Origin of the sequence: Pseudomonas sp. R1-6, assembly GCF_051132115.1 — a bacterium.
In the GTDB taxonomy this organism is placed as follows: domain Bacteria; phylum Pseudomonadota; class Gammaproteobacteria; order Pseudomonadales; family Pseudomonadaceae; genus Aquipseudomonas.
In genome coordinates this window covers 1,281,552-1,305,861 of the sequence record NZ_CP071662.1, presented here as the reverse complement: position 1 = coordinate 1,305,861, position 24,310 = coordinate 1,281,552, and the positions used below count along the sequence as shown (strand labels likewise).

Genomic DNA, 24,310 nt, shown 5'->3' with positions numbered 1-24,310 from the left:
TAGCCAATGCAATTGATTCGCATCTCCACGATGCCGATCTGCACCTATAACAGATGCGACACGGAGCGCTATCGATGTCCTCTCGCCTTACTTGCCGGTTACTCGCCCCTTCCCGCGCACTTTCATTGCTGACCGCCGCCATCCTGATGGCCGGTGCCGCGCCGGCCGCCCTTGCCGCCGCTGGCCAACCGCCCGCGCACAACATGGGCGACTACAGCTTCAACATCGCCCGGCAGCCCTTGGTCCCCGCGCTCAACGCGTTCACTGCCGTCACAGGCTGGCAGGTGGGCCTGCCGGCTGAACTGGCCGAAGGCATCGCCTCGCCGGGCGTCAACGGCTCGCTGTCGCCGGAGAAAGCCCTGGAGCGCCTGTTGGTGGGGACCGACTTGCGCTACCGCAAACTGGGCAGCAACAACATCGTTCTGGAAAAACGCAGCGCGGGCAACGTGCTGGACTTGCAGCAGGTGACCATCAGCGCCACCCGTCAAGAACAGGACATCACCCGCGTACCGAGCACCGTTTCAGTTCATGATCGCCAGCAACTGGACCGTAACAACGTAAACACCATCAAGGACTTGGTGCGCTACGAGCCCGGCGTATCGGTGGGCGGCGCGGGCGAGCGCGGCGGCATCAGCGGCTACAACATCCGCGGCATCGACGGCAACCGCATCCTGACCCAGGTCGACGGCGTGGAAGTGCCCGGCGGTTTCTTCAACGGCCCCTACGCCAAGACCCAGCGCAACTATGTCGACCCGGAGATCATCAAGCGCGTGGAGATCCTGCGCGGACCGGCCTCGGTGCTGTACGGCAGCAACGCCATTGGTGGCGTCGTGAGTTATTTCACCCTCGATGCGGATGACATCATCAAGCCGGGCAAGGATGTTGGCGCGCGCCTGAAGACTGGCTACAGCTCCGTCGACGAGAGCTGGCTCAAGTCCGCCACCGTCGCCGGTCGCAGCGGGCCCTTCGACGGCCTGCTGCACTACAGCCAGCGCGACGGCCATGAAACCGAATCCTACGGCAGCAACAATGGCACCGGCCTGGACCGCACCGCGGCCAACCCGCAGGACGTGCGCGCCAACAACGTGCTGGCCAAGCTCGGCTGGAACTACAACGATGACGCACGCCTGAGCCTGGTCTACGAGAAGTACAAGGACGACCGTGACACCGATCTGAAAAGCGCCTACGGCGGTCCTTACGCCAACGGACAACCGGCCATTCCCGCCTCCATCCTGCCGGGCGGCATGTACCAGTGGCGCACCGGCAACGACACCATCACCCGCGAACGTTTCGGCCTGGAGCACAGCTTCGCGCTCGACAGCCTGCTGGCCGATAACATCAAGTGGAGCCTGAACCACCAGGTCGCCAAGACCGACCAGAGCACCGCCGAATTCTACTTCCCGATCACCCGTAGGGTCCTTCGCACGCGAGAGACCCTGTACGAAGAAAAACAGTGGGTGCTTGATGCGCAAGTCGACAAGTCATTCAGCATTGCCGACACCGATCACACGCTGACCTACGGCACCACGCTCAAACAGCAGAAAGTCACCGGTTCGCGCAGCGGCAATGGCGTGTGCCTGGCGGTCGGCGTGGGCTGCGCCGCCGTCGGCGCCATCAGCACGCGGGACGTACTGGCAAAAGCCAGTGACTTCCCGGACCCGACCATCAACACCTACAGCCTGTTCGCCCAGGACCAGATCAGCTGGGAAAAATGGACCTTCACACCGGCGCTGCGTTACGACTACACCCAGCTCAAGCCACACCTGACCGAAGAATTCCTCAGCACCGTTGACCCTACCGCCGGCGGTAAAGTCAGTGATGAGAACAAGACCTGGCACCGCGTCTCGCCCAAGTTCGGGCTGACTTACGCCCTGACCGACCAATACACCTGGTTTGGCCAATACGCCGAGGGTTTCCGCACCCCGACCGCCAAGGCTCTGTACGGGCGCTTCGATAACCCGGACGCGGGCTACAGCGTGGAACCCAATCCCGACCTGGAGCCGGAAAAAAGCAAGAGCTACGAAACCGGCCTGCGCGGTCGTTTCGACTCCGGTTCGTTCGACGTGGCGGTGTTCTACAACAAGTACCGCGATTTCATCAACGAGGACGCCATTACCCCTGGGGCGGACCAGTTGACCTTCCAGAGCAACAACATCAAGCACGCCACCATCAAGGGCATCGAGGCCAAGGGGCGCCTGGACCTGGACGTGTTCGGCGCGCCACGGGGCCTCTATACCCAAGGTTCGGTGGCTTACCTCCAAGGCCGCAACGACGACACCGGCGAACCGCTCAACAGCATCAACCCGATGACCGGCGTATTCGGCCTGGGCTATGACCAGGAGCAGTTCGGCACTTTGCTCAGCTGGACCCTGGTGAAGAAGAAAAACCGCGTCGACGACAGCAACTTCAACTCTCCTGACGGCGTCAGCAGCCAGTTCAAGACGCCGGGCTTCGGCATCCTCGACCTGAGCGGGTACTACAAGGTCACCGACGACGTCACCGTCAGCGGCGGCCTCTACAACCTCACCGACAAGAAATACTGGCTGTGGGACGACGTGCGCGGCTACGACAGCGTCGGCGAAGCGGCAGTGCTGAGCCCGGCCAACCTCGACCGCCTGACCGCCCCTGGGCGCAACTTCGCGGTCAACCTGATCTGGGATATCTGATCCGATTCTTCACGCAAGACAGTTACCTGTGGCGAGGGAGCTGGCTCCCGCTGGGACGGTCCGACGCTTCGGGCGAAGCGCCCCCGGATCTAACGCTCGCTGCGCAACCGAGCGGGAGCAAGCTCCCTCGCCACGATGTATTCCACTCGAAGGAATTGCTATGACCACACAACGCACCCTTTCCCGCTCCCAACGCCTGAACCAGATCACCCACGAGCCCCACGGCAAGCTCGACGCGCTGGTCAAGGCTCACGCCCCATTCGAAACCCAGGCCAGCTACGCCCGCTTCGTCGTCGCCCAGTACCAATTCCAGTCGGAACTGGTGGCGCTGTACAACGACGCGCAACTGACCGCGCTGATTGCCGACCTGCCCGCGCGCTGCCGCGCCGAAGCGGCCAAGGCCGACCTGGCGGACCTGGACACCGAAGTGCCGCCGCCAGTGGCCGGCGCAGTGAAAAACCCAACCCAGGCCGAAGCCCTCGGCTGGCTGTTCGTGTCCGAGGGTTCCAAGCTTGGCGCCGCGTTCCTGATCAAGCGCGCCGTGGGGCTGGGGCTGAGCGAAACCTTTGGTGCCCGACACTTGGCAGAACCGGCGGGCGGGCGTGCCGAAGGCTGGAAAACCTTCACCCGGATCCTCGACGCGGTGCCCCTCACCGAACAGCAGGAAGCCGAGGCGGACAAAGGAGCGCTGGCGGCCTTCAACCGCTTTACCGTGTTGCTGGAGCAAGCCTACGCGACCGAGTTGGCCTGAAGCCTTCACAGTTTCCCTTGCGCGAGCGAGCCTGCTCGCGATGACACTGGCTCAGTCGCCACAGAAGTCGCCTGACCCACCGCCATCGCGAGCCGGCTCGTTCCCACAGGGAATGTGCATGAAAGAAGAACACTGATGAAACGCCCTTCCAGATTCACTCGCCTGCTCTTCGCCCTCCTTGCCTACACCAGCCTGGCCATCGGCCTGGTGGCCATCGTCGTGCCGGGCTTGCCCACCACCGAATTCATCCTGCTTGCCGCCTGGGCCGCGACCCGCAGTTCGCCGCGCCTGAGCGCTTGGCTGGAAGGCCATCGGTTGTTCGGGCCGATGCTGCGCAACTGGCGCAACGGCAAGGTTATCCCGCGCCGGGCCAAGATCGCTGCAACGGTCAGCATGCTGTGCTGTGCAGGGTTTATGCTGCTGATGCTCGATCACCGCTGGCCGGTATGCCTGGCACTCGCAGGCATGGGCCTGGGCAATCTCTGGATCTGGTCCAGACCGGAGAATCGTGGCGAGGGAGCTGGCTCCCGCTGGGCCGGTCCGACGCCTCGGGCGTAGCGGCCCCCGACGTTTGTTTGATCTATGCTCGCTCTCTGATTCAGGAGGGTTTCCAAATGTCAGACCTACTCACACCCATGCAAACCGCCATCGGCTTGCCCACGACACCCATCCCCTTCACCAGCGAAGGCGCCCTGCCCTCCGCCTTCGCCGTCACCGAGCTGGCCTGCGCGAGCATCGCCACGGCCGGTCAAGCGGTCGCCGAACTGATCCGCCAGCAAACCGGTCGCCTGCCGTCGATGGAAGTCGACCGGCGCCTGGCCTCATTCTGGTTTTCCACCTCCCTGCGGCCCATCGGCTGGGGCGTGCCGCCCCTGTGGGATCCGGTGGCGGGCGACTACGCCACCGCCGACGGCTGGTTCCGCCTGCACACCAACGCGCCGCATCATCGCCAGGCGGCGCAAAAGGTGCTCGGCGCCTGCACCGACCGCGCCGACATGGCCAACAGAGTGGTCCGGTGGAACAAGGCCGAACTGGAACAGGCCGTGATCGATGCCGGCGGTTGCGCCGCGCAGATGCGTTCATGGCTGGCATGGCAGGCGCATCCCCAGGGCATCGCTGTCAATGCCGAGCCCCTCGTTCATTTGGATAGCGGAGCGCAAGGCGCGCCTGGCCCCTGGCTCGGCTCCGTCGCCCAGCCCTTGGCGGGCCTCAAGGTGCTGGACCTGACCCGCGTGCTGGCCGGCCCGGTTGCCAGTCGCTTTCTCGCCGGGCTGGGGGCCGACGTGCTGCGCATCGACCCGCCGACCTGGAACGAACCCGGCGTGGTGCCTGAAGTCACCCTCGGCAAACGTTGCGCCCGCCTCGACTTGCGCCAGCCCACCGATCGAGCAGCGTTCGAGGCGCTGCTCCAGGAGGCGGACATCCTGTTGCACGGCTACCGCGCCGACGCGCTCGAACGCCTGGGCTACGGCGCTACACAACGTCGGCAGTTGGCGCCCGGCCTGATCGACGTCTGCCTCAACGCCTACGGCTGGAGCGGCCCCTGGCAACACCGCCGCGGCTTCGACAGCCTGGTGCAGATGAGCTGCGGTATCGCCGAGGCCGGCATGGCCTGGAAACACACGGACAAACCGACGCCTCTGCCGGTCCAGGCGCTGGACCACGGCACCGGTTACCTGATGGCCGCCAGCGCAATCGTGTTGCTGAATCGACGCTTGGCCAACGGCCGTGGGGGCTCGGCACGCTTGTCACTGGCGCGCACGGCGAAGCTGTTGATCGAGGGCGGCGCCGGCAGTGAGGTTGCATTGCGCCCCGAAGACGAGGCTGACCAGGGGTTGCTGGTGGAACAGACGCCCTGGGGTCCGGCGCATCGCTTGCAGGTGCCGCTGAAAATGCCCGGCACACCGCTGCAATGGAAGTTGCCGGCCGCTGACCTGGGCGCCCACCGCGCGCAATGGTGACGGTTCAATCGACCGCACCCGTCGCCCGGCATGTTTATCGATAACGGGAAAACTTATGGGGCAGGCCCGGTGTCTGCCGTTCTCCACGCCTTCGAAGGAGAGACGCTGATGGCCACGTTCCAACCCGGACACCTGCACATGGAGCGCCATGCGCTGAACAAGGATGATTTCAGCTACAACCTGTGCATCGATTACGAAATTGCCGAGGATCCCGACGAGGGAAAGGGCATGTCATTTCGCCTGCACGGCACGGTAGAAGACAAGAACGTAGACGAGACGTTTTTCCTGGCCAAGGACCAAGCCTTCGACTTCGCCCGCCACGCCACCCGCATTGCCCAACACTACGGCCTGCCCAAGAGCACGAACATCGGCTCGATGCACAAGTACTACGACGAAATGTTCGAAGACGTGCGCCACCAGTTGGATGTCAAGCCGGGGGATCCGATGAAACCTGAGCATTTGGAATAGAACGCTCGAAAGAACAACCCTAATCCCTATGGGAGCAAGCTTGCTCCCATAGGGAACATCAGCGAGCTGAATATCTGCTTACATACACAAACCGCCTGGCTGGCAACCCGCCATAGCTGACCTATGCTGAAAACAGTACCCCCGGGTATTCGTTCAGAGGTCATCGCCATGAACATCAAAACAAGAAGACGCCTCGCCATCTTCGTCACCTGCACCGCCACGCTGGCGCTGTATGGCACCGCGGCTTATCGGGTCGAGCAGGCCAGGCAGCTGCCCCGTGAATACGCCAGCTGCAACTTCGAACGCTGCATACCGCACAACGCAACCTTGAACGCGCTGCGCTGAGACGGTTTCAGTCGTCCTGCTGATCGGTCTTGAGCCGGTCTCGGAAGGCTTTGGGCGAGATACCGACGCGCCGACGGAACAGTCGGGTGAAGTTGGTCGGGTCGGAGAAGCCGAGCATCTCGGAGATCTCATAGATCGTCATGCCTGTATAGGTCAGCAGCCGCTTGGCTTCCAGCAACTGGCGCTCGTGCATGATCTGCAGTGCCGGCTGTCCCGCGAGTTCGCGACAGGTGCCATTGAGGTGCGACACCGAGATGCCCAGGCGATGGGCCAGGTCCTCGACCTTGACGTGCTGGCGATAGGTCTCTTCCACCAGTTGGATGAACCCGTTGAGGTATTCCCGGGCCCGTTGCGGGCGCTGGGTGGAGATACGCCGGTTCATCACCTGGCGGCTCACCCAGACCATGATCACGCTGACCAAGGCATGCATCAGCATTTCCCGGGCCGGTTGATGACCCACGTACTCCGCCTGCATGGCACTGAACAAACTGTTGAGGTAATCAGCGTTCTCTCCGGCCGGATAGGCTTCCGCCTGGGCCAGGACATTGACCGAATGGCCTAGCTGGGCTTGCAGGTGCGTGACCAGCGGCGCCGCCAGGGTCACGACGTAACCCTGCACATCCTCCGAAAAACGGAAACCATGGACCGACAGCGGCGGCAGGATCTGCACGGCCGGCTCGTCGAGCCGCGTACGCTGGCCTTCGATTTCCAGTTCCGCTTGACCCTTGAACACAAAAAGCAGCTGGCACAAATCGGCATGCCTATGGGGTTTTATTTCCCATTGGTGCTCGCTACTGCGGCTGGAAATGGTTTCGCAGTGCAGCAGGTCCGGCGTGGGCCAATCCTGGCTCTCGCCGTAGAGCTTGAACACGGGAATCGAAGGCAGCTCAGTTTTCTTCATAACGAGGATCGGCCTTGGGTTACGGGCGGTAATCGCACCGATTGGCAGAATGTGCAGGTTTCAGCTCAGTTTTCCCCTTCAATTGACAGGTCCGCAAGCGAAAAATGCACGCCAGGATTACTAAAAATAAACGCCGACCCTGGTCGCGTGCCTCTTGCGAGCCATAACAACAATGAAAACCCTCAAGACCCAAGTCGCCATTATCGGCGCCGGCCCCTCTGGGCTGCTGCTCGGCCAGTTATTGCACAACGCAGGGATCGACACCGTGATCCTCGAGCGCCAGACTCCCGATTACGTCCTCGGCCGGATCCGCGCCGGTGTACTCGAGCAGGGCATGGTCCAGCTGCTGCGCCAGGCCGGAGTTGGCCAACGCATGGACGCCGAGGGCTTGCCCCATGATGGCTTCGAGCTGGTCCTCAACGGTCGGCGTGTCCACATCGACCTCAAAGGGCTGACCGGTGGCCAGAACGTCATGATTTACGGTCAGACCGAAGTCACTCGCGACTTGATGGCCGCCCGGCAGGCATCCGGCGCCCAGACGCTGTATCAGGTCGACAACGCCCAGCCCCACGACCTGAAGACCGAGCATCCCTTCGTGACCTTTGAACACGCCGGCGAAACCTGGCGCCTGGACTGCGATTACGTGGCCGGCTGCGATGGTTTCCATGGCGCGGCAAGGCAATCGATCCCGGCGGCAAAGCTCAAGGTCTTCGAACGCGTCTACCCGTTCGGCTGGCTCGGCATCCTCGCCGACACCCCGCCCGTCCACGAAGAACTCGTCTACGCTCGCCACGAGCGCGGCTTTGCCCTGTGCAGCATGCGCTCGCGGACCCGCACCCGTTATTACCTGCAAGTGCCCGCCGAGGAACAAGTGGCCGACTGGCCGGACGAGCGTTTCTGGGATGAACTGAAAATACGCCTGCCCACCGACCTGGCCGAAACCCTGGTGACCGGTCCCTCCATAGAAAAAAGCATCGCACCGCTGCGCAGCTTCGTCGTGGAACCGATGCAGTACGGGCGGATGTTTTTGGTGGGCGACGCCGCCCACATCGTCCCGCCGACCGGGGCCAAGGGGCTGAACCTGGCTGCCAGCGATGTCAGCACGCTATTCAATATTTTGCTTAAGGTCTATCGCGACGGTCGCGCGGATCTGCTGGAACGCTATTCCGACATCTGCCTGCGACGGGTCTGGAAAGCCGAGCGCTTCTCCTGGTGGATGACGTCGATGCTGCACCGCTTCGATGACGACGCGTTCAACCAGCGCATCAGCGAGGCGGAGCTGGAGTATTTCGTCGACTCCGAGGCGGGGCGCAAAACCATCGCGGAAAATTACGTCGGCCTTCCTTACGAGGCTATCGAATAGGCGGCTACCGAATTAAACTGCGGGCTTCGTCCCCTCGCCGCCAGGCGCGATGCCCGCAGGTCCTGCCTTGACTCAGCTCGATACGCCTCAAGCTATGCAACCCGCTATCCGCAGCGTGCTGGTGGCGCTGATGCTGGCGATTTTCCTCGGTGCGCTGGACCAGACCATCGTCGCGGTCTCGATGCCGGCCATTTCCGCGCAATTCAAGGATGTCAGCCTGCTGGCCTGGGTGATCTCCGGCTACATGGTCGCCATGACCGTAGCGGTGCCGATCTACGGCAAGCTGGGCGACTTGTATGGCCGGCGCCCGCTGATGCTGTTCGGCATGGGCCTGTTCACCCTCGCTTCGCTGTTTTGCGGGTTGGCACAGAACATGGAGCAACTGGTGCTGGCGCGGATTTTCCAGGGCATCGGCGCCGGCGGCATGATTTCTGTGAGCCAGGCGATCATCGGCGACATCATCCCGCCCCGCGAGCGTGGGCGCTACCAGGGTTATTTCAGCAGCATGTACGCGGTGGCCAGCGTGGCCGGACCGGTGCTGGGCGGCTACATGACCGAGTACCTGTCGTGGCGCTGGGTCTTCTGGATCAACCTGCCATTGGGCCTGGGCGCCTGGCTGGTGGCCCGGCGCGCCCTGGTGGGGCTGCCGGTGCCACAACGCACACCAATCATCGATTACCTGGGCACCGTGTTGCTGATCATCGGTCTGACCTCGCTGCTGCTGGGCATTACCCAGATCGGCCAAGGCCATGCCTGGCACAGCCGCGAAGTGCTCGGGCTGCTGGGTGGCGCAGTACTCGTGCTGGGTCTCTTCGCCTGGCATGAACGCCGCGCACGGGAGCCGTTGCTGCCTATGCACCTGTTCGTCAACCGCAGCGCGGTGCTGTGCTGGTGCACGGTTTTCTTCACCAGCTTCCAGGCGATTTCCCTGACAGTGCTGGTGCCGTTGCGCTTCCAGAGCGTGACCGGCGCCGGCGCCGACAGCGCCGCGCTGCACTTGCTGCCGCTGGCGATGGGTTTGCCGATGGGCGCCTATTTTGCCGGGCGGCGCACCTCGATCACCGGGCGCTACAAACCGATGATCCTCAGTGGCGCCCTGCTCTTCCCGTTCGCCATTCTTGGCATGGCTTTCACGCCGCCCGCCGTGTTCTGGCTGAGCAGCCTGTTCATGTTGCTCAGCGGCATCGCTTCGGGCATGCAATTTCCCACTTCGCTGGTGGGCTCGCAGAATTCGGTGCAGCAACGGGACATCGGTGTCGCTACCAGCACCACTAACCTGTTTCGCTCATTGGGCGGCGCGGTGGGTGTGGCGCTGATGTCGGCGTTGCTGCTGGCCTTGCTGCAGGATTCCGGTTTTGCCCAGCTCGCCGGTTCGTCGATGATCGGCGAGGGGCATTCCGGCAACGTCCTGCTCGATGGTTTGAACGCCGCTCCCGGAGAGGCACGGGACGCCTTGCGTGAGGAGTTGCAAGCGACGTTCCGGCACTTGCTGATGATCAGCGCGGCGGTGTCATTGCTGGGGCTGGCGGCTGCGGTGGCCATGCCCGATCGGCTGTTGCGCGGGCGAGAAGAAAAGGCTCGTTAGTGCAGATGGCGCTGAACCCTGTGGCGAGGGGATTTATCCCCGCTGGGCTGCGCAGCAGCCCTAAAACCGACGCCGCACTGTGTCAGGTTAGCTGAGTGTTTTTCGAGGGCTGCTCTGCAGCCCAGCGGGGATAAATCCCCTCGCCACAAAAGCTGTTTCGCCAGCAGTTTGATCTCAAGCCGTCGCCGCCACGCCCGCCGGCTCCACCACGACGCTCATCCCGTCCTTCATCCGCTTGGCATCGCGCACGAAGCAGCGAGACGCCAGGAACAGGAACACCATGGTCAGCAACAGCGCCACCGGGATCAGGTACATCGCGTCATGCAGGCCGATGGCCTTGAAGGCTTCGGTCATTTGCGGGGCACCTGCGACGGCCATCGCCGTGTGGGCGAAGTAGTCGGACAAGCCGCCCACCACCACCGGCCCGAGGCCGCCGCCGAGCAGATACAGCCCGGCAAAATACAAGGCCATCGCCGTAGCACGCAGTCGCGGCTCCACCACGTCCTGGATCGCGGTATAGACGCAGGTGTAGAAGTTATAGGCAAACAACCAACCAACGCTGAACACGGCCACGAAAACACCGATCTCGATGCGCCCGGCATGGAGGGCCCACGCCGTGGTCACGGTCGAAATGGCCAGGCTGAACGCTGCAAACAACAGACGGCCGTTGGGCACGCGCTGGTGGATCTTGTCTGCGACCCAGCCGCCAAGGGTCAGCCCGAACAATCCGGTCACGCCCACCATGATGCCGGTCGCCACGGCCGCCTCGTGCAGCGGCATCCCGAAATACCGTTGCAGCATTGGCACCAGGAATGAGTTGCAGGCGTAGGTGGCGAAGTTGAAGCACAGCCCCGCCAGCACCAACCAGAGAAAGGTCGGAATCGCCAGCACCCGGCGAACCGGTTTATCAACCTTCTCTTGGGACACCTGCACGGTTTCCGCCGCGCCGCGCTTGGGTTCCTTGATGAAGAACATGAACACCGCCAGCACCAGCCCCGGCACCGCCGCGATGAAGAAAGGCGCACGCCAGCTGTCGAAGGCCTTGACCATCGCGCCGATGGTGAAGAACGCCAACAACAGGCCCAGCGGCAGCCCCAGCATGAAGATGCCCATTGCCCGAGCCCGGCGGTGAGCCGGGAACAGATCGCCAATCAGCGAATTGGCGGCCGGCGCATAGCTGGCCTCACCGATGCCCACGCCCATGCGCACCACCAGGAACGCCCAGAAACTGCCCACCAGGCCATTCACCGCGGTCAATCCGCTCCAGGCGGCCAGGCCCCAGCCCATCAACTTGCTGCGCGAACCGGTATCGGCCATGCGCCCCAGCGGCAAGCCCGCAATGGCGTAGACGATTGTGAACGCGGTGCCGATGATGCCGATCTGGAAGTCGCTGAGGCTCCACTCCATGCGGATCGGCTCGATGATGATCGCCGGGATGGTGCGATCGAAGAAGTTGAACAGGTTGGCCAGGAACAACAGGAACAGAATGCGCCAGGCATTCGCCGCTTGGGTCGAGTTCTGCATGGGTCCGTCTCTTTTTATTGTTGGGCGAGGCATCCGAGCCCGGAGTCTGCAATCTAGACAGCGGGACGCGAGCTGTCTCCAATCATTCGCATGGCTGATACCAAACCATGGCGCAGGGCGTGTTTCATTGCTTTGGTCAATTTGCTGCAACAACTGCCATCATTTTGCCTGCTCTTGATTAAAGAACCTCGCGCGATGGCCGATCCAACATGATCAGGAATAGATTCTCCCGAGCGCTGCTCAGGCTGCAGCCCTGAACGCTTGGGCCGACATTCGCGTTGCCATCAAAGGACGCGAGTTCCCATTCGCGATGGTTCGATGACATGTCGTCGATCCGACCAGTCCAGGCATACGGCGCACAATGACTTCCAAAAAAACAGCCACTGCGGTTTCCGATCTGACCTTGAGCCCAGCCGCCAACGGCCCTGAAACCTCGACGCTGTCGAGCAGCTCGCGATCCCTGGCTACCCAGCAATACCTATATTTCACCGAGACCAACACCGACCGCATCCTCGACAACCTCGACGGCCTGCGCGATGCCGTGTTCCCCCGTCCGCCGCACCTGGTGGACGACGAGAGCGAACGTGGCCAGCAGGAGTTCCCATCGGTTTGCCTGATCGGCCTGGGTCGCTGCGGTTCCAACATCGCCCTGGACGTCGCGGAGTTGGTCTACAACGCCCGCAAGTTCTACCTCAACGAATTCAATGCCGAGGATAAAAACTACGGCGACAAAAGTTATCGCCCGGCGCAGTGGATGCGCAACCTGCGCCTGGGCAACAGCAAGGCAAGCAAACCGGTGTTCCTGGTGGAACCGCTGGTCATGCTGGGAGACTTGGACAAGGACATCGCCGGGCGCATCCGTTTCTCGCGCAAAGGCGAGAAAAGCGGCTTCTTGCGCGACTACAGCAAGATGAAAATCATGGACCTGTCGGAAGTCCATGCCGGTGGCGCCGGCAACGCGCCGATCCTCGGCCAGTATCTGGCGAAGATCATCCTGAACAAGGACACCCAGCGTTTCTCCACCCCCGACTGGAAGATGATTCACTCGTACCTGATCGACAGCTGCGGCATCAAGGCCAACCAGTCGCGCCTGTATTTTTCGATCTTCAGCGCCGGCGGCGGTACCGGTTCGGGCATGGCCTCGGAGTTTGGCCTGGCCCAGCAGTACTCCTACATGAACAAGACGTTCGACACCAAGCCGATGGACGAACACGACAGCAAGAGCGGTCACTCCTTCGTCTTCGAGCCGATTTTCACCAGCGGCATTTGCGTGCTGCCGAATATCTCCGACCACCGCAGCGAAATGTCTGAGGCTCTGCACATCAACGCCGGTCGGCTGTTGTGCAAATACCTCTCGGAAGAATGGGATTTCTCGTACAACTTCGCCAACGAAGACAGCAGCGAAGCCAGCGTCATGGGCCGCATCCGTCCGTGGAACGCGATGATGTTGATCTCCAACGACATCATGCGCTACGCCGAAGAGAGTGATGACGGCAACATCCAGAACATTGATGTCAATGCCATGGAAAAGCACGCCAACCAGTATATTTCCCAGCAGATATTCAACATCCTGACGGCCCAGGCCGTGACCACCGACTACGACCAGAACTACTTCCGTCGCGCCGGCATCGACATTGGTGAAACCATTCGCCTGGACGCCAACGACCTGTTCATGAGCCTGGCCGGCCCGGTGGCGATTGCCTACGCCGAGTCCGTGGTCCCGGAAACCCCGGCGCCGAGCGGCGACAAGTTCAAGGTGTTCGAGAAAGAGCCACCGCGCTTGAACATCGATGACCTGTTCTTCCGTTCCATCGACCTGCCGCACTTCAACAAAGTCACCCAGGCCATCGAAGGCATCAGCCTGTTGCCCATCGAGTCCAAGCGCTACCGCGCCTCGCTGGAGCAGTACAAGAACTCCGGCTACGACGCCGCTGCGCTGCATGACCTGCACTTCTTCAAGAACTGCTCGTCGGTGGTATCGATCGTCTCGTTGCCCAAGGATTACAAGCTGTCCTACATGGACTTGAACCGGCTCAAGACCCACCTCAACAGCCTGTTCCCCAACACCACGCTCAAGCGCTACGCGTTGGTGATCGGCGCCTCGGCGAACCTGTCGCTGACCACGCTGATCGCCAAGAGCCCATGCCTGTCGGACGACTTCCTGACCCTGATCGTGGCGTTTATCAAACGCTGCTTCGCCCGTACGCCGTACCGCTTCGATGAGACCTTGGACAACTCGATCCTGGACTTCATCATCAACGAAGAATTCGACGAGGCACGCATCGACGACCTGCTCAATGAATTCGAGAACCCGGCGAAAATCCTCGACACCAACTGGTACGCGATCAAGCCGATGTATGAAAAGAAATACCGCGAGCTGATCAGCGACAAGGAAAAATTCGTCTCGATCAACGACATCCGCCTGTCCCGCGACTGCGTGAAGAAGTCCATCAAGTACCTGCGCGAGATCTACCGTCATCGGATCGGCAAGACCAAGGTTATTTCGCTTAATAACCATACTGGCCGTACTTACTGAGGCTGGCTTGAACCGAGTCGCCCAAATCGCGAGCAAGCTCGCTCCCACAGGTTTTGTGAACACAGACCCATTGTGGGAGCGAGCTTGCTCGCGATAGCGGCCTTGAATCTCTCCCCAGAACAACATCCAGAAACAATTAAGCAGCCAAAAGGCTGCCCAATAAACTGTTCCCGTTACGTATACGTCACCCTGCCCTGTGGCGTTTCGCCACGGCAGGCTGTCATCTCGCTACTCACCTACACACTTTCAACCGAGCCAGGGAGCGAACCAAGTTGGTGCATCGATCAATTCGATGCCCTTTCCTGGATCATGATCCAAGGCGAAACCACCACCGCCCAGAGCTGCGGATCGCGCTCCAGAAAATCCAGCGCCCGCGTTTCAGACAGCTTGGCGACCTGCCCGGCGCCCAGCCAGGCGGCGACTTTGGTACCTTCGTCCTGGGCCACGGCCTCGGCGGCAGCGATCAGATCCAGTGCCGGATCGACCCACAATAGGGCACCCTTGGCAAAGAACGGCTCCAGCTCTTTCCAGGTGATGGATGCGGTTTCACCGAGCAATTTGGCATAGAGGGTGCTAGGTTCTTGATTCATGGGAGCTGTCCGGAAAAGAAATCGGCGCGAATGATAACGTCGGTGGTCTGGCAGAAAAACCCAGTTGCAATTGCAGCACCGATTGAAAAGCGCAGCAAAGCCAAGGATTGCCGATTTGACCGGACAACCCCCGCCGCGAATCTGTCTTTTTCTTTCAATAAAGCGACACCCTCAGGTTTTGCCCCCAAGCGCCAGCTTCCCTTGCCAACAATCGGCGCTCTACACTGTACCGGTACAGTTGCCGGGGGCATTTTCCGCGAGGATATCCAAGATATCTGACCCGGTTCTGCTGCTACGGCGCCAGGACTATAAAAACTACAACAGCATGAGTGGAGCACTATGACTAAGGCTACTAAGCAGATTTCCAAACTGTTTGCCGCTATGGTTCTGGCCGGGGTTGCCAGCCATTCGTTTGCCGCCGATACCATCAAGATCGGCATCGCCGGCCCGAAAACCGGCCCTGTAGCCCAATACGGCGACATGCAGTTCAGCGGCTCCAAGATGGCGATCGAGCAAATCAACGCCAAGGGCGGCGTCGACGGCAAGAAACTCGAAGCCGTTGAATACGATGACGCCTGCGATCCAAAACAAGCGGTAGCCGTCGCGAACAAGGTCGTCAACGACGGCGTCAAGTTCGTGATCGGCCACCTGTGCTCCAGCTCCACCCAGCCGGCTTCGGACATCTACGAAGACGAAGGCGTGATCATGATCACCCCAGCGGCCACCAGCCCGGATATCACCGCCCGTGGCTACAAGATGATCTTCCGCACCATCGGTCTGGACAGTGCCCAAGGCCCAGCCGCCGGCAACTACATCGCCGACCACGTCAAGCCGAAAATCGTTGCGGTCCTGCACGACAAGCAGCAGTACGGTGAAGGCATCGCCAGCGCGGTGAAAGCCACCCTCGAGAAGAAAGGCACCAAGGTTGCCGTGTTCGAAGGCGTCAACGCCGGCGACAAGGACTTCTCCGCGATCATCGCCAAGCTCAAGCAAGCCGGTGTCGACTTCGTTTACTACGGCGGTTACCACCCGGAGCTGGGCCTGATCCTGCGTCAAGCCCAGGAAAAGGGCCTGAAAGCCCGCTTCATGGGTCCGGAAGGCGTGGGTAACGATTCGATCACCCAGATCGCCAAGGATGCTTCCGAAGGCCTGCTGGTGACCCTGCCGAAGTCCTTCGACCAGGATCCGGCCAACGTTGCATTGGCTGACGCGTTCAAAGCGAAGAAGGAAGACCCGAGCGGCCCGTTCGTGTTCCCGTCCTACTCCGCAGTGACCGTGATTGCCGAAGGCATCAAGGCGGCCAAGTCCGAAGACGCGACCAAAGTGGCTGAAGCCATCCACGCCGGCACTTTCAAGACGCCGACCGGTGACCTGAGCTTCGATGAAAAAGGCGACCTGAAAGACTTCAAATTCGTGGTTTACGAGTGGCACAACGGCAAACCTAAAACTGAAGTTTCGCCTCAGTAAGGCGCTGCCTCACTGACTGCCAATAAAGCCCACGGCGTGCCGTGGGCTTTGTTTTACGAATGTATGGGCCGCGCTGGCGTGATCCGCCAGTCTCCCCACCTGAAAATCTCAAAACCGTCATCAGCGGTTCGCTGGCAAAACCCGGATTCGAAGTGGATAGAGATCCACGGGGCCGGGCGGGAAAATGACTCCACCAGTGAAATGCGTATCAGGTTTTTAGGAGCGCTGTAATGCCTGACATCTATCACTTCTTCCAACAGCTGGTTAACGGCCTTAACGTTGGCAGCATGTATGCCCTGATCGCCATCGGCTACACGATGGTTTACGGCATCATTGGAATGATCAACTTCGCCCACGGCGAGGTGTACATGATCGGCTCCTACGTGGCGTTCATCGCCATTGCCGGGCTGACCATGATGGGACTCGACAGTGTCCCGCTGTTGATGACCGCGGCTTTTATCGCGAGCATCGTGGTCACCAGTTCCTATGGCTACAGCATCGAACGGATCGCCTATCGCCCCTTGCGCGGCAGTAACCGTCTTATCCCGCTGATTTCCGCCATTGGTATGTCGATTTTCCTGCAGAACACCGTTCTGCTGGCGCAAGACTCCAAGGACAAAGCAATCCCCAACCTGATCCCTGGCAACGTCGCCTTCGGTCCGGGTGGCGCACAAGAAGTGCTGATTTCCTACATGCAGATCGTGGTGTTCATCGTCACTGTGATCGCCATGCTCGGCCTGACCCTGTTCATCTCCCGTTCTCGCCTGGGCCGCGCCTGCCGCGCCTGTGCCGAGGACATCAAGATGGCCAACCTGCTCGGCATCAACACCAACAACATCATCGCCCTGACTTTTGTCATTGGTGCTGCGCTGGCAGCTGTTGCGGCTGTTCTGCTGAGCATGCAATACGGCGTGATCAACCCGAACGCCGGTTTCCTCGTCGGCCTCAAGGCCTTCACCGCTGCGGTATTGGGCGGCATCGGCAGCATTCCCGGAGCCATGCTCGGTGGATTGGTGCTGGGGGTGGCGGAAGCCTTTGGCGCCGATATCTTCGGCGACCAGTACAAGGACGTCGTTGCATTCGGCTTGTTGGTTCTGGTGCTGTTGTTCCGTCCGACCGGCATTCTGGGCCGTCCGGAGGTTGAGAAAGTATGACTAGGAATCTTAAACAGGCACTGTTCAGTGCCTTGCTGGTCTGGGCCGTGGCCTACCCGGTACTCGGTCTGAAACTGACCATCGTCGGTATCAACCTGGAAGTGCACAACACCAGCCCTGCGGTGCTTGCGACCATCGCGATCTGCTCGGTGCTGATGTTCCTGCGCGTGCTGTTCAACCAGCAAATCAGCAAGGCCTGGCGCTCCTCCCCGGGCCTGCCGCTGATCCCGGCCAAGGCCAGCAACTTCCTGACCCTGCCAACGACTCAGCGCTATTTCATCATCGCCCTCATCATCGTCGCGCTGGTATGGCCGTTCTTCGGCTCGCGCGGCGCGGTGGACATCGCTACGCTGATCCTGATCTACGTGATGCTCGGCCTGGGCCTGAACATCGTGGTAGGCCTGGCCGGCCTGCTGGACCTGGGTTACGTCGGCTTCTACGCCGTCGGCGCCTACAGCTACGCGCTGCTGTCCCACTACTTCGGCCTGAGCTTCTGGATCTGCCTGCCGATCGCCGGGCTGATGGCTGCGACCTTCGGTTTCCTGCTGGGTTTCCCGGTCCTGCGCTTGCGTGGTGACTATCTGGCGATCGTGACCCTGGGTTTCGGTGAGATCATCCGGCTGTTCCTGCGTAACATGACCGACATCACCGGTGGTCCGAACGGCATCAGCAATATCGAGAAGCCGACGTTCTTCGGCCTGACCTTCGAGCGCAAGGCCGCCGAAGGCTTGCAGACCTTCCACGAGTACTTCGGCCTGCAATACAACTCGATCAACAAGGTGATCTTCCTGTACCTGGTTGCCCTGTTGCTGGCACTGGCGGCACTGTTTGTCATCAATCGCCTGCTGCGCATGCCGATCGGCCGTGCGTGGGAAGCGCTGCGTGAAGACGAGATCGCCTGCCGCGCGCTGGGTCTCAACCCAACCGTGATCAAGCTGTCGGCCTTTACCCTCGGTGCTGCGTTCGCCGGTTTCGCTGGTAGCTTCTTCGCGGCTCGCCAGGGCCTGGTGACGCCCGAATCGTTCACCTTCATCGAGTCGGCGATCATCCTCGCCATCGTCGTGCTGGGCGGGATGGGCTCGCAGCTGGGCGTGATCCTGGCGGCGATCGTGATGATCCTGCTGCCTGAAATGATGCGTGAATTCAGTGAATACCGCATGTTGATGTTCGGCGCCTTGATGGTGCTGATGATGATCTGGCGTCCTCAAGGTCTGCTGCCTATGCAACGCCCACACATGGAGCTGCGCAAATGAGCCGCGAGATCCTCAAAGTTGAAAACTTGAGCATGCGCTTCGGCGGCTTGCTTGCGGTCAACGGCGTGGCCCTGACCGTGAAAGAGAAACAAGTGGTTGCCCTGATCGGGCCGAACGGCGCGGGCAAGACCACAGTGTTCAACTGCCTGACCGGCTTCTACCAGCCCACCGGCGGCACCATCCTGCTGGACGGCGAGCCGATCCAGGGCCTGGCCGGCCATCACATCGCTCGCAAGGGCGTGGTGCGGACCTTCCAGAACGTGCGGCTGTTCAAGGACATGACGGCGGTCGAGAACCTGTTGATCGCCCAGCACCGTCACCTGAACACCAACTTCTTCGCGGGCCTGTTCAAGACCCCGGCGTTCCGCAAGAGCGAACGCGAGGCGATGGAGTACGCCGCGTACTGGCTGGACAAGGTCAACCTCACCGAGTTCGCCAACCGTACCGCCGGCACCCTGGCCTACGGTCAGCAACGGCGCCTGGAAATCGCCCGCTGCATGATGACCCGCCCGCGGATCCTCATGCTCGACGAACCGGCCGCCGGCCTGAACCCGAAGGAAACCGAAGACCTGAAGGCGCTCATCAGCGTGTTGCGCGAGGAGCACAACGTCACCGTCCTGCTGATCGAGCACGATATGAAGCTGGTCATGAGCATTTCCGACCACATCGTCGTGATCAACCAGGGCACGCCGCTGGCCGACGGTACGCCGGAACAGATCCGCGATAATCCCGAAGTGATCAAAGCCTACCTGGGGGAAGCGTAAATGCTGCAATTCGAAAACGTTTCCACCTTCTACGGCAAGATCCAGGCGCTGCACAGCGTCAACGTCGAGGTCCGCCAGGGCGAAATCGTCACGCTGATCGGCGCCAACGGTGCTGGCAAATCGACGCTGCTGATGACCCTCTGCGGTTCGCCCCAGGCCCACAGCGGCAGCATCCGCTACATGGGCGAGGAACTGGTGGGCCAGGAGTCGGCGCAGATCATGCGCAAGAGCATCGCTGTGGTGCCTGAAGGCCGTCGGGTATTTGCCCGGCTGACCGTGGAAGAAAACCTCGCCATGGGCGGGTTCTTCACCGACAAGGGCGACTATCAGGAACAGATGGACAAGGTGCTGCACCTTTTCCCACGCCTGAAAGAGCGTTTTACCCAGCGCGGCGGCACCATGTCCGGTGGCGAACAGCAAATGCTCGCCATCGGCCGTGCGCTGATGAGCAAGCCCAAGCTGCTGCTGCTCGACGAGCCTTCCCTGGGCCTGGCACCGATCATCATCCAGCAGATCTTCGACATCATCGAACAGCTGCGCAAGGATGGCGTGACGGTGTTCCTGGTGGAGCAGAACGCCAACCAAGCGCTGAAAATCGCCGACCGGGCGTACGTGCTGGAGAACGGTCGCGTGGTGATGCAAGGCACCGGTGAAGCGCTGCTGACCGACCCGAAAGTGCGCGAGGCGTACCTGGGCGGCTGAGGCTGTCACCAAGAAAAAAACGGCCTTCGGGCCGTTTTTTTTATCTGGATGCGCACGCCCCCGTGGCGAGGGAGCTTGCTCCCGCTGGGCCGGTCCGACGCCTCGGGCGTAGCGGCCCCCAGTTTTTGCGGTCGCTACGCAACCGAGCGGGAGCAAGCTCCCTCGCCACGGGTTTAGCGTCTTCACTCTACAACCGATCCAACGCCTCCCCACTGCGCTTGAACCATTCAATCAAATAATCAGCCAGCACCTGGGTACGCTTGGGCAACCCACCCTGATAAGGATGCACCAGGTACATCGGCATGCGCCGGGTCTGGAAATCGCGCAGCAGCCAACGCAGGCGTCCGTCGGCCAGCTCTTCATGGAGCAAATACGATGGCAAACGGGCGATACCCGCGTCGGCCAAGGCGGCTTTTTTCAACAGGCTGTAATGGTTGCTGGCGAACGGCCCGGACACTCGCACCCGCAACAATTCGTGCTGCTGGTGATACAGCCACTCTTCCCGACCACTGTAGTGGCTGTTGAGCAGGCACTTGTGCTCCACCAAGGCGTGGGGGGACTCGGGTTCGCCGTAGCGTTCCAGGTAGGCCGGGCTGGCGCAGGTCATTTCATGCCAGGCCAGCAACGGTCGAGCCACCAACCGCTCATCGACCGCCGCATCCGAACGAATCGCCAAATCGAAGCCATCGCGGGTTAAATCGCGGTAACCATTGTTGAGCTCCAGCTCAATCTGCACGTCGGGATAGGCACAGGCAAATTCCGTAAGCAATCCCTCGAAGAACGTTTCGCCCAGCGAAACCGGAACCGTCATGCGCACCGGCCCGGAAATTTCGCCCTTCAAGCGCGCCAACGCCTGACGCGCCCTTTCCACCTGGACCAACAATGCCTGGGCCTGGGGCAACAGCGCAGCGCCCGCCGCCGTCAGGCTAAGGCGTCGTGTCGTGCGCTGGAGCAGCAGCACCGAAAACCGCTCTTCCAACAGACTGATGCGCTTGGACAGTTGCCCCTTGCTGCACCCCAACTGCTGCGCCGCCAAGGTGAAACTCCCAGCCTCCACCAGCACGGCGAACGCTGCGAGGTCATCTATCTCGCTCACTGGATTGTTTCCAATTGAAAACCAAAGGTTTCCTATTAGCACGATTATCCCGAAGAAAATCCAGCCTAGACTGCAACCTCGTTCAAACCAATGAGGAACAGCCCATGAAAATCCTGTTGATCGGCGCCAACGGCACCATCGGTTCGGCCATCGATAATGAATTATCGCCCCGCCACGAAATCGTACGCATCGGCCGCCATAGCGGTGACGTACAAGTCGATATCAGCGACAGCGCCTCGATCCGCGCCTTGTTTGAAAAGACCGGCCGCTTCGACGCGCTGGTCTGTGCCGCGGGCAATGTCACCTTCGCACCTCTGGGCGACATGACCGAAGACAGCTTTGCCCTAGGCCTGAAGGACAAACTGATGGGCCAGGTCAATCTGCTGCTGATCGGCCGCGAGTTCGCCAACGACGGTGCATCCTTTACCTTCACCACTGGCGTACTCAGCCACGACCCCATCAAGAGCGGCGCTTCGGCGGCACTGGTGAACGGCGCCCTCGACAGTTTCGTGCGCGCGGCGGCAATCGAATTGCCGCGCGGGCTACGGGTCAATTCGGTAAGCCCGAACGTGCTTCTGGAAGCCATGGACAACTATGCGCCGTACTTCCGTGGCTATAAGCCCGTTCCTGCGGCGGAAGTGGCGTTGGCCTACGCGAAGAGTGTCGAAGGCCTGCAAACCGGCCAGACCTTTCACGTGGGCTGACCCCTTGTGATAGAGGGACAGTCTGAGTAACGTGGCGGCACTTGTCTGGAGACCCAATGATGCGTGCCGCTCGTTCCCTGCTGTTTGTCGCCCTCCTCCCGCTTTTCGCCGGCTGCCAGCTGCTCGAAGCCCCGCGCCAGAGCGCGCCCCATGCGGGGCAAACACGTATGCAAGGCGAACTGACAGCCGCGGACGGCAAGTTGATGTTCCAGCCGTGCCAGGAACAGCGCCGCTACATGGTCAATGACGCCGGCGGCACCAGCGTCCTGCAACAAGCCGCCACCCTGGCGGATGATAGCGGCAAGTTGTTCGCCGACCTGCGCGGCCGCATCGTTTCCAGCGCATCGGCCGGCGCCGACAGCCAGCTGGACGTTGGCCAGCTCTATCGCCTGGAACCTTCGGGGACCGCGTGCGGCGACGCAGACTTCAAGCGCGTGATTCTGCGTGCAACGGGCCACAGCCCTGAATGGACCCTCACGGCCAGCGGCAAGGGCCTGGTGCTGGATCGGGTAGGTCAGCCGCCACTGGCGGTGCCCTATGTCGAGGAGCAATTGGGCGATGGCAGGTTCAACCTCGGTACCGAAGCCAATGGCCAGAAAGTCGAGCTATGGGTCACCCCGGCTCGCTGTGTCGACAGCGCCAGCGGCAGCGTGCAACACATGAGCGCCGAATTGCGGGTCAACGGCCAGGTCCAGCGCGGATGTGCCTATTTCGGTGGCGCACGGGACGACTGACTTGTCGCCAGTCTGTTTTAACCTCACGGGTAGCAGGGAATGCAGCTTATAATCGCCGGTTTGAAGCACGCCCTGGCGCAGTTGTGCGCCCCGCGAACCGGATCCTGTCATGTTACGAATCACCGAACTCAAGCTGCCGATCGACCATCCCGAAGAAGACCTGCGTCCCGCCATCGTGCAACGCCTGGGCATCGCCAGCGATGACCTGCTCGACTTCACCTTGTTCAAACGCAGCTATGACGCACGCAAGAAATCTTCCGAGCTGTGCTTCATTTACACCATCGACCTGACGGTGCGCGATGAAGCCAGCGTGCTGCGCAAGTTCGCTGATGACCGTAACGTCAACGAAGCGCCGGACGTCAGCTACAAAGTGGTTGGCCAGGCGCCGGCCGACCTGGGCGAACGGCCGATCGTGGTCGGCTTCGGCCCGTGCGGCATTTTCGCCGCCATGTTGCTCGCGCAGATGGGCTTCAAGCCGATCATCCTCGAGCGCGGCCCGGAGGTGCGCCAGCGCACCAAGGACACTTGGGGCCTGTGGCGCAAAAGCGTGCTCAACCCTGAATCCAACGTGCAATTCGGCGAGGGCGGTGCGGGGACATTCTCCGACGGCAAGCTCTACAGCCAGATCAAGGACCCTAAATTCCTTGGGCGCAAGGTCCTGCACGAGTTCGTCAAGGCCGGGGCGCCCGAAGAAATCCTCTACGTCAGCAAGCCACACATCGGTACGTTCCGCCTGACAGGCGTCGTGGAAAACATGCGTGAGCAGATTCGCGCGCTGGGCGGCGAAGTGCGCTTCGGGCAGCGAGTCACCGATGTGCTGATCGAAGACGGCCAATTGGTCGGTGTCGAGTTGGCCAGCGGTGAACAGATCCATTCCAAACACGTGATCCTTGCCCTGGGCCACAGCGCCCGGGACACGTTCCGCATGCTCCACAGCCGTGGCGTGTACATGGAAGCGAAGCCGTTCTCGGTGGGTTTCCGCATCGAACACCCGCAATCACTGATCGACAGTGCACGCCTGGGCAAGTACGCCGGCCATCCGAAGCTCGGCGCGGCCGACTACAAACTGGTGCACCACGCCAAGAACGGCCGTTCGGTGTACAGCTTCTGCATGTGCCCGGGCGGTACAGTGGTGGCGGCGACTTCCGAGCCGAACCGGGTCGTGACCAACGGCATGAGCCAGTATTCACGTAACGAGCGCAACGCCAACTCCGGCATCGTTGTCGGCATTACCCCGGAAGTGGATTACCCGGGGGGCCCGCTGGCGGGAATCGAGTTGCAGGAGCGTCTGGAGTCCCACGCCTTCGTACTTGGCGGCAGCAACTATGAGGCCCCCGCGCAACTGGTGGGCGATTTCATCGCCGGCAAGCCTTCGACGGCGCTGGGTAGCGTTGAACCGTCCTACAAACCGGGGGTTGCCTTGGGCGACCTGGCCCTGGCCCTGCCGGATTTCGCCATCGAAGCCATTCGTGAAGCGTTACCGGCGTTCGAGAAACAGATCCGTGGCTATTCGCTGCACGATGCAGTGCTCACCGGCATCGAGACGCGCACCTCGTCACCGCTGCGCATCACGCGAAACGAAACGCTGCAAAGCCTGAATGTGAAGGGCTTGTTCCCCGCAGGGGAAGGCGCCGGTTACGCAGGCGGCATCCTGTCGGCGGGCGTGGATGGAATCCGGATTGCCGAGGCGGTGGCGCGGGATATGCTCGGCCTCGAGGCCTGACATTCATCCCGGTGTGTGAGCGA

General features: G+C 61.4%; 22 protein-coding genes. 18 read left to right on the top strand and 4 right to left on the bottom strand.

The genetic code is table 11. From position 1 onward, the window contains the following. The first annotated feature begins 74 nt into the window (after positions 1–74). The 6 genes from J3P81_RS06130 to J3P81_RS06105 all read left to right on the top strand — a co-directional run bounded on the left by J3P81_RS06130 (position 75) and on the right by J3P81_RS06105 (position 6,191). Positions 75–2,666, top strand: a complete 2,592-nt coding sequence (locus J3P81_RS06130) for a TonB-dependent receptor (RefSeq protein WP_434562660.1) — start codon at positions 75–77, stop codon at positions 2,664–2,666. A gap of 160 nt (positions 2,667–2,826) precedes the next feature. Then, a complete protein-coding gene (locus J3P81_RS06125) occupies positions 2,827–3,417 on the top strand; it encodes a biliverdin-producing heme oxygenase (protein WP_434562658.1) in 591 nt (196 codons plus the stop codon). 135 nt (positions 3,418–3,552) lie between these two features. Next, a complete protein-coding gene (locus J3P81_RS06120) occupies positions 3,553–3,975 on the top strand; it encodes a YbaN family protein (protein ID WP_434562656.1) in 423 nt (140 codons plus the stop codon). Positions 3,976–4,031: 56 nt separating this feature from the next. Continuing rightward, positions 4,032–5,378, top strand: a complete 1,347-nt coding sequence (locus J3P81_RS06115; RefSeq protein WP_434562654.1) for a CoA transferase — start codon at positions 4,032–4,034, stop codon at positions 5,376–5,378. 108 nt (positions 5,379–5,486) lie between these two features. Further along, positions 5,487–5,846 (top strand): DUF5064 family protein, encoded by a 360-nt coding sequence (locus J3P81_RS06110; protein ID WP_434562652.1) that lies wholly within the window; start codon positions 5,487–5,489, stop codon positions 5,844–5,846. Positions 5,847–6,014: 168 nt separating this feature from the next. Continuing rightward, on the top strand, positions 6,015–6,191 hold the full coding sequence (locus J3P81_RS06105; RefSeq protein WP_420764340.1) for a hypothetical protein: 177 nt from the start codon (positions 6,015–6,017) through the stop codon (positions 6,189–6,191). Between the two features lie 7 nt (positions 6,192–6,198). Here the strand turns inward: J3P81_RS06105 and J3P81_RS06100 are convergent, their stop codons facing one another. Continuing rightward, positions 6,199–7,092, bottom strand: coding sequence for a helix-turn-helix domain-containing protein (locus J3P81_RS06100; RefSeq protein WP_420764339.1), 894 nt, complete (start codon positions 7,090–7,092; stop codon positions 6,199–6,201). A gap of 172 nt (positions 7,093–7,264) precedes the next feature. On the opposite strand from J3P81_RS06100, the gene pobA reads away from it, so the two are divergent. Next, a complete protein-coding gene (gene pobA, locus J3P81_RS06095) occupies positions 7,265–8,455 on the top strand; it encodes a 4-hydroxybenzoate 3-monooxygenase (protein WP_434562650.1) in 1,191 nt (396 codons plus the stop codon). 94 nt (positions 8,456–8,549) lie between these two features. Further along, complete coding sequence (locus J3P81_RS06090; protein ID WP_420764337.1) at positions 8,550–10,040, top strand: MDR family MFS transporter; 1,491 nt, start codon at positions 8,550–8,552, stop codon at positions 10,038–10,040. 174 nt (positions 10,041–10,214) lie between these two features. On the opposite strand, the gene J3P81_RS06085 is transcribed toward J3P81_RS06090, so the two are convergent. Beyond that, entirely contained in the window at positions 10,215–11,564 is a 1,350-nt protein-coding gene (locus J3P81_RS06085) for a spinster family MFS transporter (protein WP_434562648.1), read from the bottom strand. A gap of 361 nt (positions 11,565–11,925) precedes the next feature. Between J3P81_RS06085 and J3P81_RS06080 the strand changes: the two genes are divergently transcribed. Then, positions 11,926–14,100: a hypothetical protein gene (locus tag J3P81_RS06080; protein WP_434562646.1), complete on the top strand. Its 2,175-nt coding sequence runs from the start codon at positions 11,926–11,928 to the stop codon at positions 14,098–14,100. Between the two features lie 284 nt (positions 14,101–14,384). Here the strand turns inward: J3P81_RS06080 and J3P81_RS06075 are convergent, their stop codons facing one another. Beyond that, the gene (locus J3P81_RS06075; protein ID WP_264428324.1) at positions 14,385–14,690 is read right to left on the bottom strand and encodes a DUF2288 domain-containing protein; all 306 of its coding nucleotides are present in this window, start codon (positions 14,688–14,690) and stop codon (positions 14,385–14,387) included. Between the two features lie 42 nt (positions 14,691–14,732). Between J3P81_RS06075 and J3P81_RS06070 the strand changes: the two genes are divergently transcribed. From J3P81_RS06070 to J3P81_RS06045, 6 genes are all read left to right on the top strand, one after another. Continuing rightward, positions 14,733–14,969, top strand: a complete 237-nt coding sequence (locus tag J3P81_RS06070; RefSeq protein ID WP_434562644.1) for a hypothetical protein — start codon at positions 14,733–14,735, stop codon at positions 14,967–14,969. Between the two features lie 60 nt (positions 14,970–15,029). Next, positions 15,030–16,157 carry a branched-chain amino acid ABC transporter substrate-binding protein gene (locus tag J3P81_RS06065; protein ID WP_420764333.1) on the top strand — a complete coding sequence of 376 codons (1,128 nt, stop codon included), beginning with the start codon at positions 15,030–15,032 and terminating at the stop codon, positions 16,155–16,157. A 230-nt stretch (positions 16,158–16,387) separates the two neighbouring features. After that, entirely contained in the window at positions 16,388–17,311 is a 924-nt protein-coding gene (gene livH / locus J3P81_RS06060) for a high-affinity branched-chain amino acid ABC transporter permease LivH (protein WP_434562642.1), read from the top strand. Continuing rightward, entirely contained in the window at positions 17,308–18,564 is a 1,257-nt protein-coding gene (locus tag J3P81_RS06055) for a high-affinity branched-chain amino acid ABC transporter permease LivM (protein WP_420764331.1), read from the top strand. The genes livH and J3P81_RS06055 overlap by 4 nt, the downstream gene beginning before the upstream one ends. Beyond that, positions 18,561–19,328, top strand: coding sequence for a high-affinity branched-chain amino acid ABC transporter ATP-binding protein LivG (livG, locus tag J3P81_RS06050; RefSeq protein WP_420764330.1), 768 nt, complete (start codon positions 18,561–18,563; stop codon positions 19,326–19,328). The genes J3P81_RS06055 and livG overlap by 4 nt, the downstream gene beginning before the upstream one ends. Continuing rightward, positions 19,329–20,030, top strand: a complete 702-nt coding sequence (locus tag J3P81_RS06045; RefSeq protein WP_072409624.1) for an ABC transporter ATP-binding protein — start codon at positions 19,329–19,331, stop codon at positions 20,028–20,030. It abuts the gene before it with no gap. A gap of 187 nt (positions 20,031–20,217) precedes the next feature. On the opposite strand, the gene J3P81_RS06040 is transcribed toward J3P81_RS06045, so the two are convergent. Beyond that, positions 20,218–21,126, bottom strand: a complete 909-nt coding sequence (locus tag J3P81_RS06040) for a LysR family transcriptional regulator (protein ID WP_434562640.1) — start codon at positions 21,124–21,126, stop codon at positions 20,218–20,220. A gap of 104 nt (positions 21,127–21,230) precedes the next feature. On the opposite strand from J3P81_RS06040, the gene J3P81_RS06035 reads away from it, so the two are divergent. The 3 genes from J3P81_RS06035 (at position 21,231) to J3P81_RS06025 (ending at position 24,287) form a co-directional block, all read left to right on the top strand. After that, the gene (locus tag J3P81_RS06035) at positions 21,231–21,830 is read left to right on the top strand and encodes a short chain dehydrogenase (protein WP_434562638.1); all 600 of its coding nucleotides are present in this window, start codon (positions 21,231–21,233) and stop codon (positions 21,828–21,830) included. A 59-nt stretch (positions 21,831–21,889) separates the two neighbouring features. Continuing rightward, entirely contained in the window at positions 21,890–22,564 is a 675-nt protein-coding gene (locus tag J3P81_RS06030) for a COG3650 family protein (RefSeq protein WP_434564084.1), read from the top strand. A 109-nt stretch (positions 22,565–22,673) separates the two neighbouring features. After that, a complete protein-coding gene (locus J3P81_RS06025) occupies positions 22,674–24,287 on the top strand; it encodes an NAD(P)/FAD-dependent oxidoreductase (protein WP_434562636.1) in 1,614 nt (537 codons plus the stop codon). The last annotated feature ends 23 nt before the right edge of the window (positions 24,288–24,310 follow it).

Excerpts from the sequence above, each read along its gene's own strand:
- J3P81_RS06120 (WP_434562656.1), top strand. The coding sequence starts at position 3,553 with ATGAAACGCCCTTCCAGATTCACTCGCCTGCTCTTCGCCCTCCTTGCC.
- J3P81_RS06085 (WP_434562648.1), bottom strand. The coding sequence starts at position 11,564 with ATGCAGAACTCGACCCAAGCGGCGAATGCCTGGCGCATTCTGTTCCTG.
- J3P81_RS06075 (WP_264428324.1), bottom strand. The coding sequence starts at position 14,690 with ATGAATCAAGAACCTAGCACCCTCTATGCCAAATTGCTCGGTGAAACC.
- J3P81_RS06065 (WP_420764333.1), top strand. The coding sequence starts at position 15,030 with ATGACTAAGGCTACTAAGCAGATTTCCAAACTGTTTGCCGCTATGGTT.
- J3P81_RS06125 (WP_434562658.1), top strand. The coding sequence starts at position 2,827 with ATGACCACACAACGCACCCTTTCCCGCTCCCAACGCCTGAACCAGATC.
- J3P81_RS06080 (WP_434562646.1), top strand. The coding sequence starts at position 11,926 with ATGACTTCCAAAAAAACAGCCACTGCGGTTTCCGATCTGACCTTGAGC.
- J3P81_RS06055 (WP_420764331.1), top strand. The coding sequence starts at position 17,308 with ATGACTAGGAATCTTAAACAGGCACTGTTCAGTGCCTTGCTGGTCTGG.
- pobA (WP_434562650.1), top strand. The coding sequence starts at position 7,265 with ATGAAAACCCTCAAGACCCAAGTCGCCATTATCGGCGCCGGCCCCTCT.
- J3P81_RS06030 (WP_434564084.1), top strand. The coding sequence starts at position 21,890 with ATGCGTGCCGCTCGTTCCCTGCTGTTTGTCGCCCTCCTCCCGCTTTTC.
- J3P81_RS06110 (WP_434562652.1), top strand. The coding sequence starts at position 5,487 with ATGGCCACGTTCCAACCCGGACACCTGCACATGGAGCGCCATGCGCTG.
- J3P81_RS06090 (WP_420764337.1), top strand. The coding sequence starts at position 8,550 with ATGCAACCCGCTATCCGCAGCGTGCTGGTGGCGCTGATGCTGGCGATT.
- J3P81_RS06115 (WP_434562654.1), top strand. The coding sequence starts at position 4,032 with ATGTCAGACCTACTCACACCCATGCAAACCGCCATCGGCTTGCCCACG.
- J3P81_RS06045 (WP_072409624.1), top strand. The coding sequence starts at position 19,329 with ATGCTGCAATTCGAAAACGTTTCCACCTTCTACGGCAAGATCCAGGCG.
- J3P81_RS06025 (WP_434562636.1), top strand. The coding sequence starts at position 22,674 with ATGTTACGAATCACCGAACTCAAGCTGCCGATCGACCATCCCGAAGAA.
- J3P81_RS06100 (WP_420764339.1), bottom strand. The coding sequence starts at position 7,092 with ATGAAGAAAACTGAGCTGCCTTCGATTCCCGTGTTCAAGCTCTACGGC.
- livG (WP_420764330.1), top strand. The coding sequence starts at position 18,561 with ATGAGCCGCGAGATCCTCAAAGTTGAAAACTTGAGCATGCGCTTCGGC.
- J3P81_RS06130 (WP_434562660.1), top strand. The coding sequence starts at position 75 with ATGTCCTCTCGCCTTACTTGCCGGTTACTCGCCCCTTCCCGCGCACTT.
- J3P81_RS06035 (WP_434562638.1), top strand. The coding sequence starts at position 21,231 with ATGAAAATCCTGTTGATCGGCGCCAACGGCACCATCGGTTCGGCCATC.
- livH (WP_434562642.1), top strand. The coding sequence starts at position 16,388 with ATGCCTGACATCTATCACTTCTTCCAACAGCTGGTTAACGGCCTTAAC.
- J3P81_RS06105 (WP_420764340.1), top strand. The coding sequence starts at position 6,015 with ATGAACATCAAAACAAGAAGACGCCTCGCCATCTTCGTCACCTGCACC.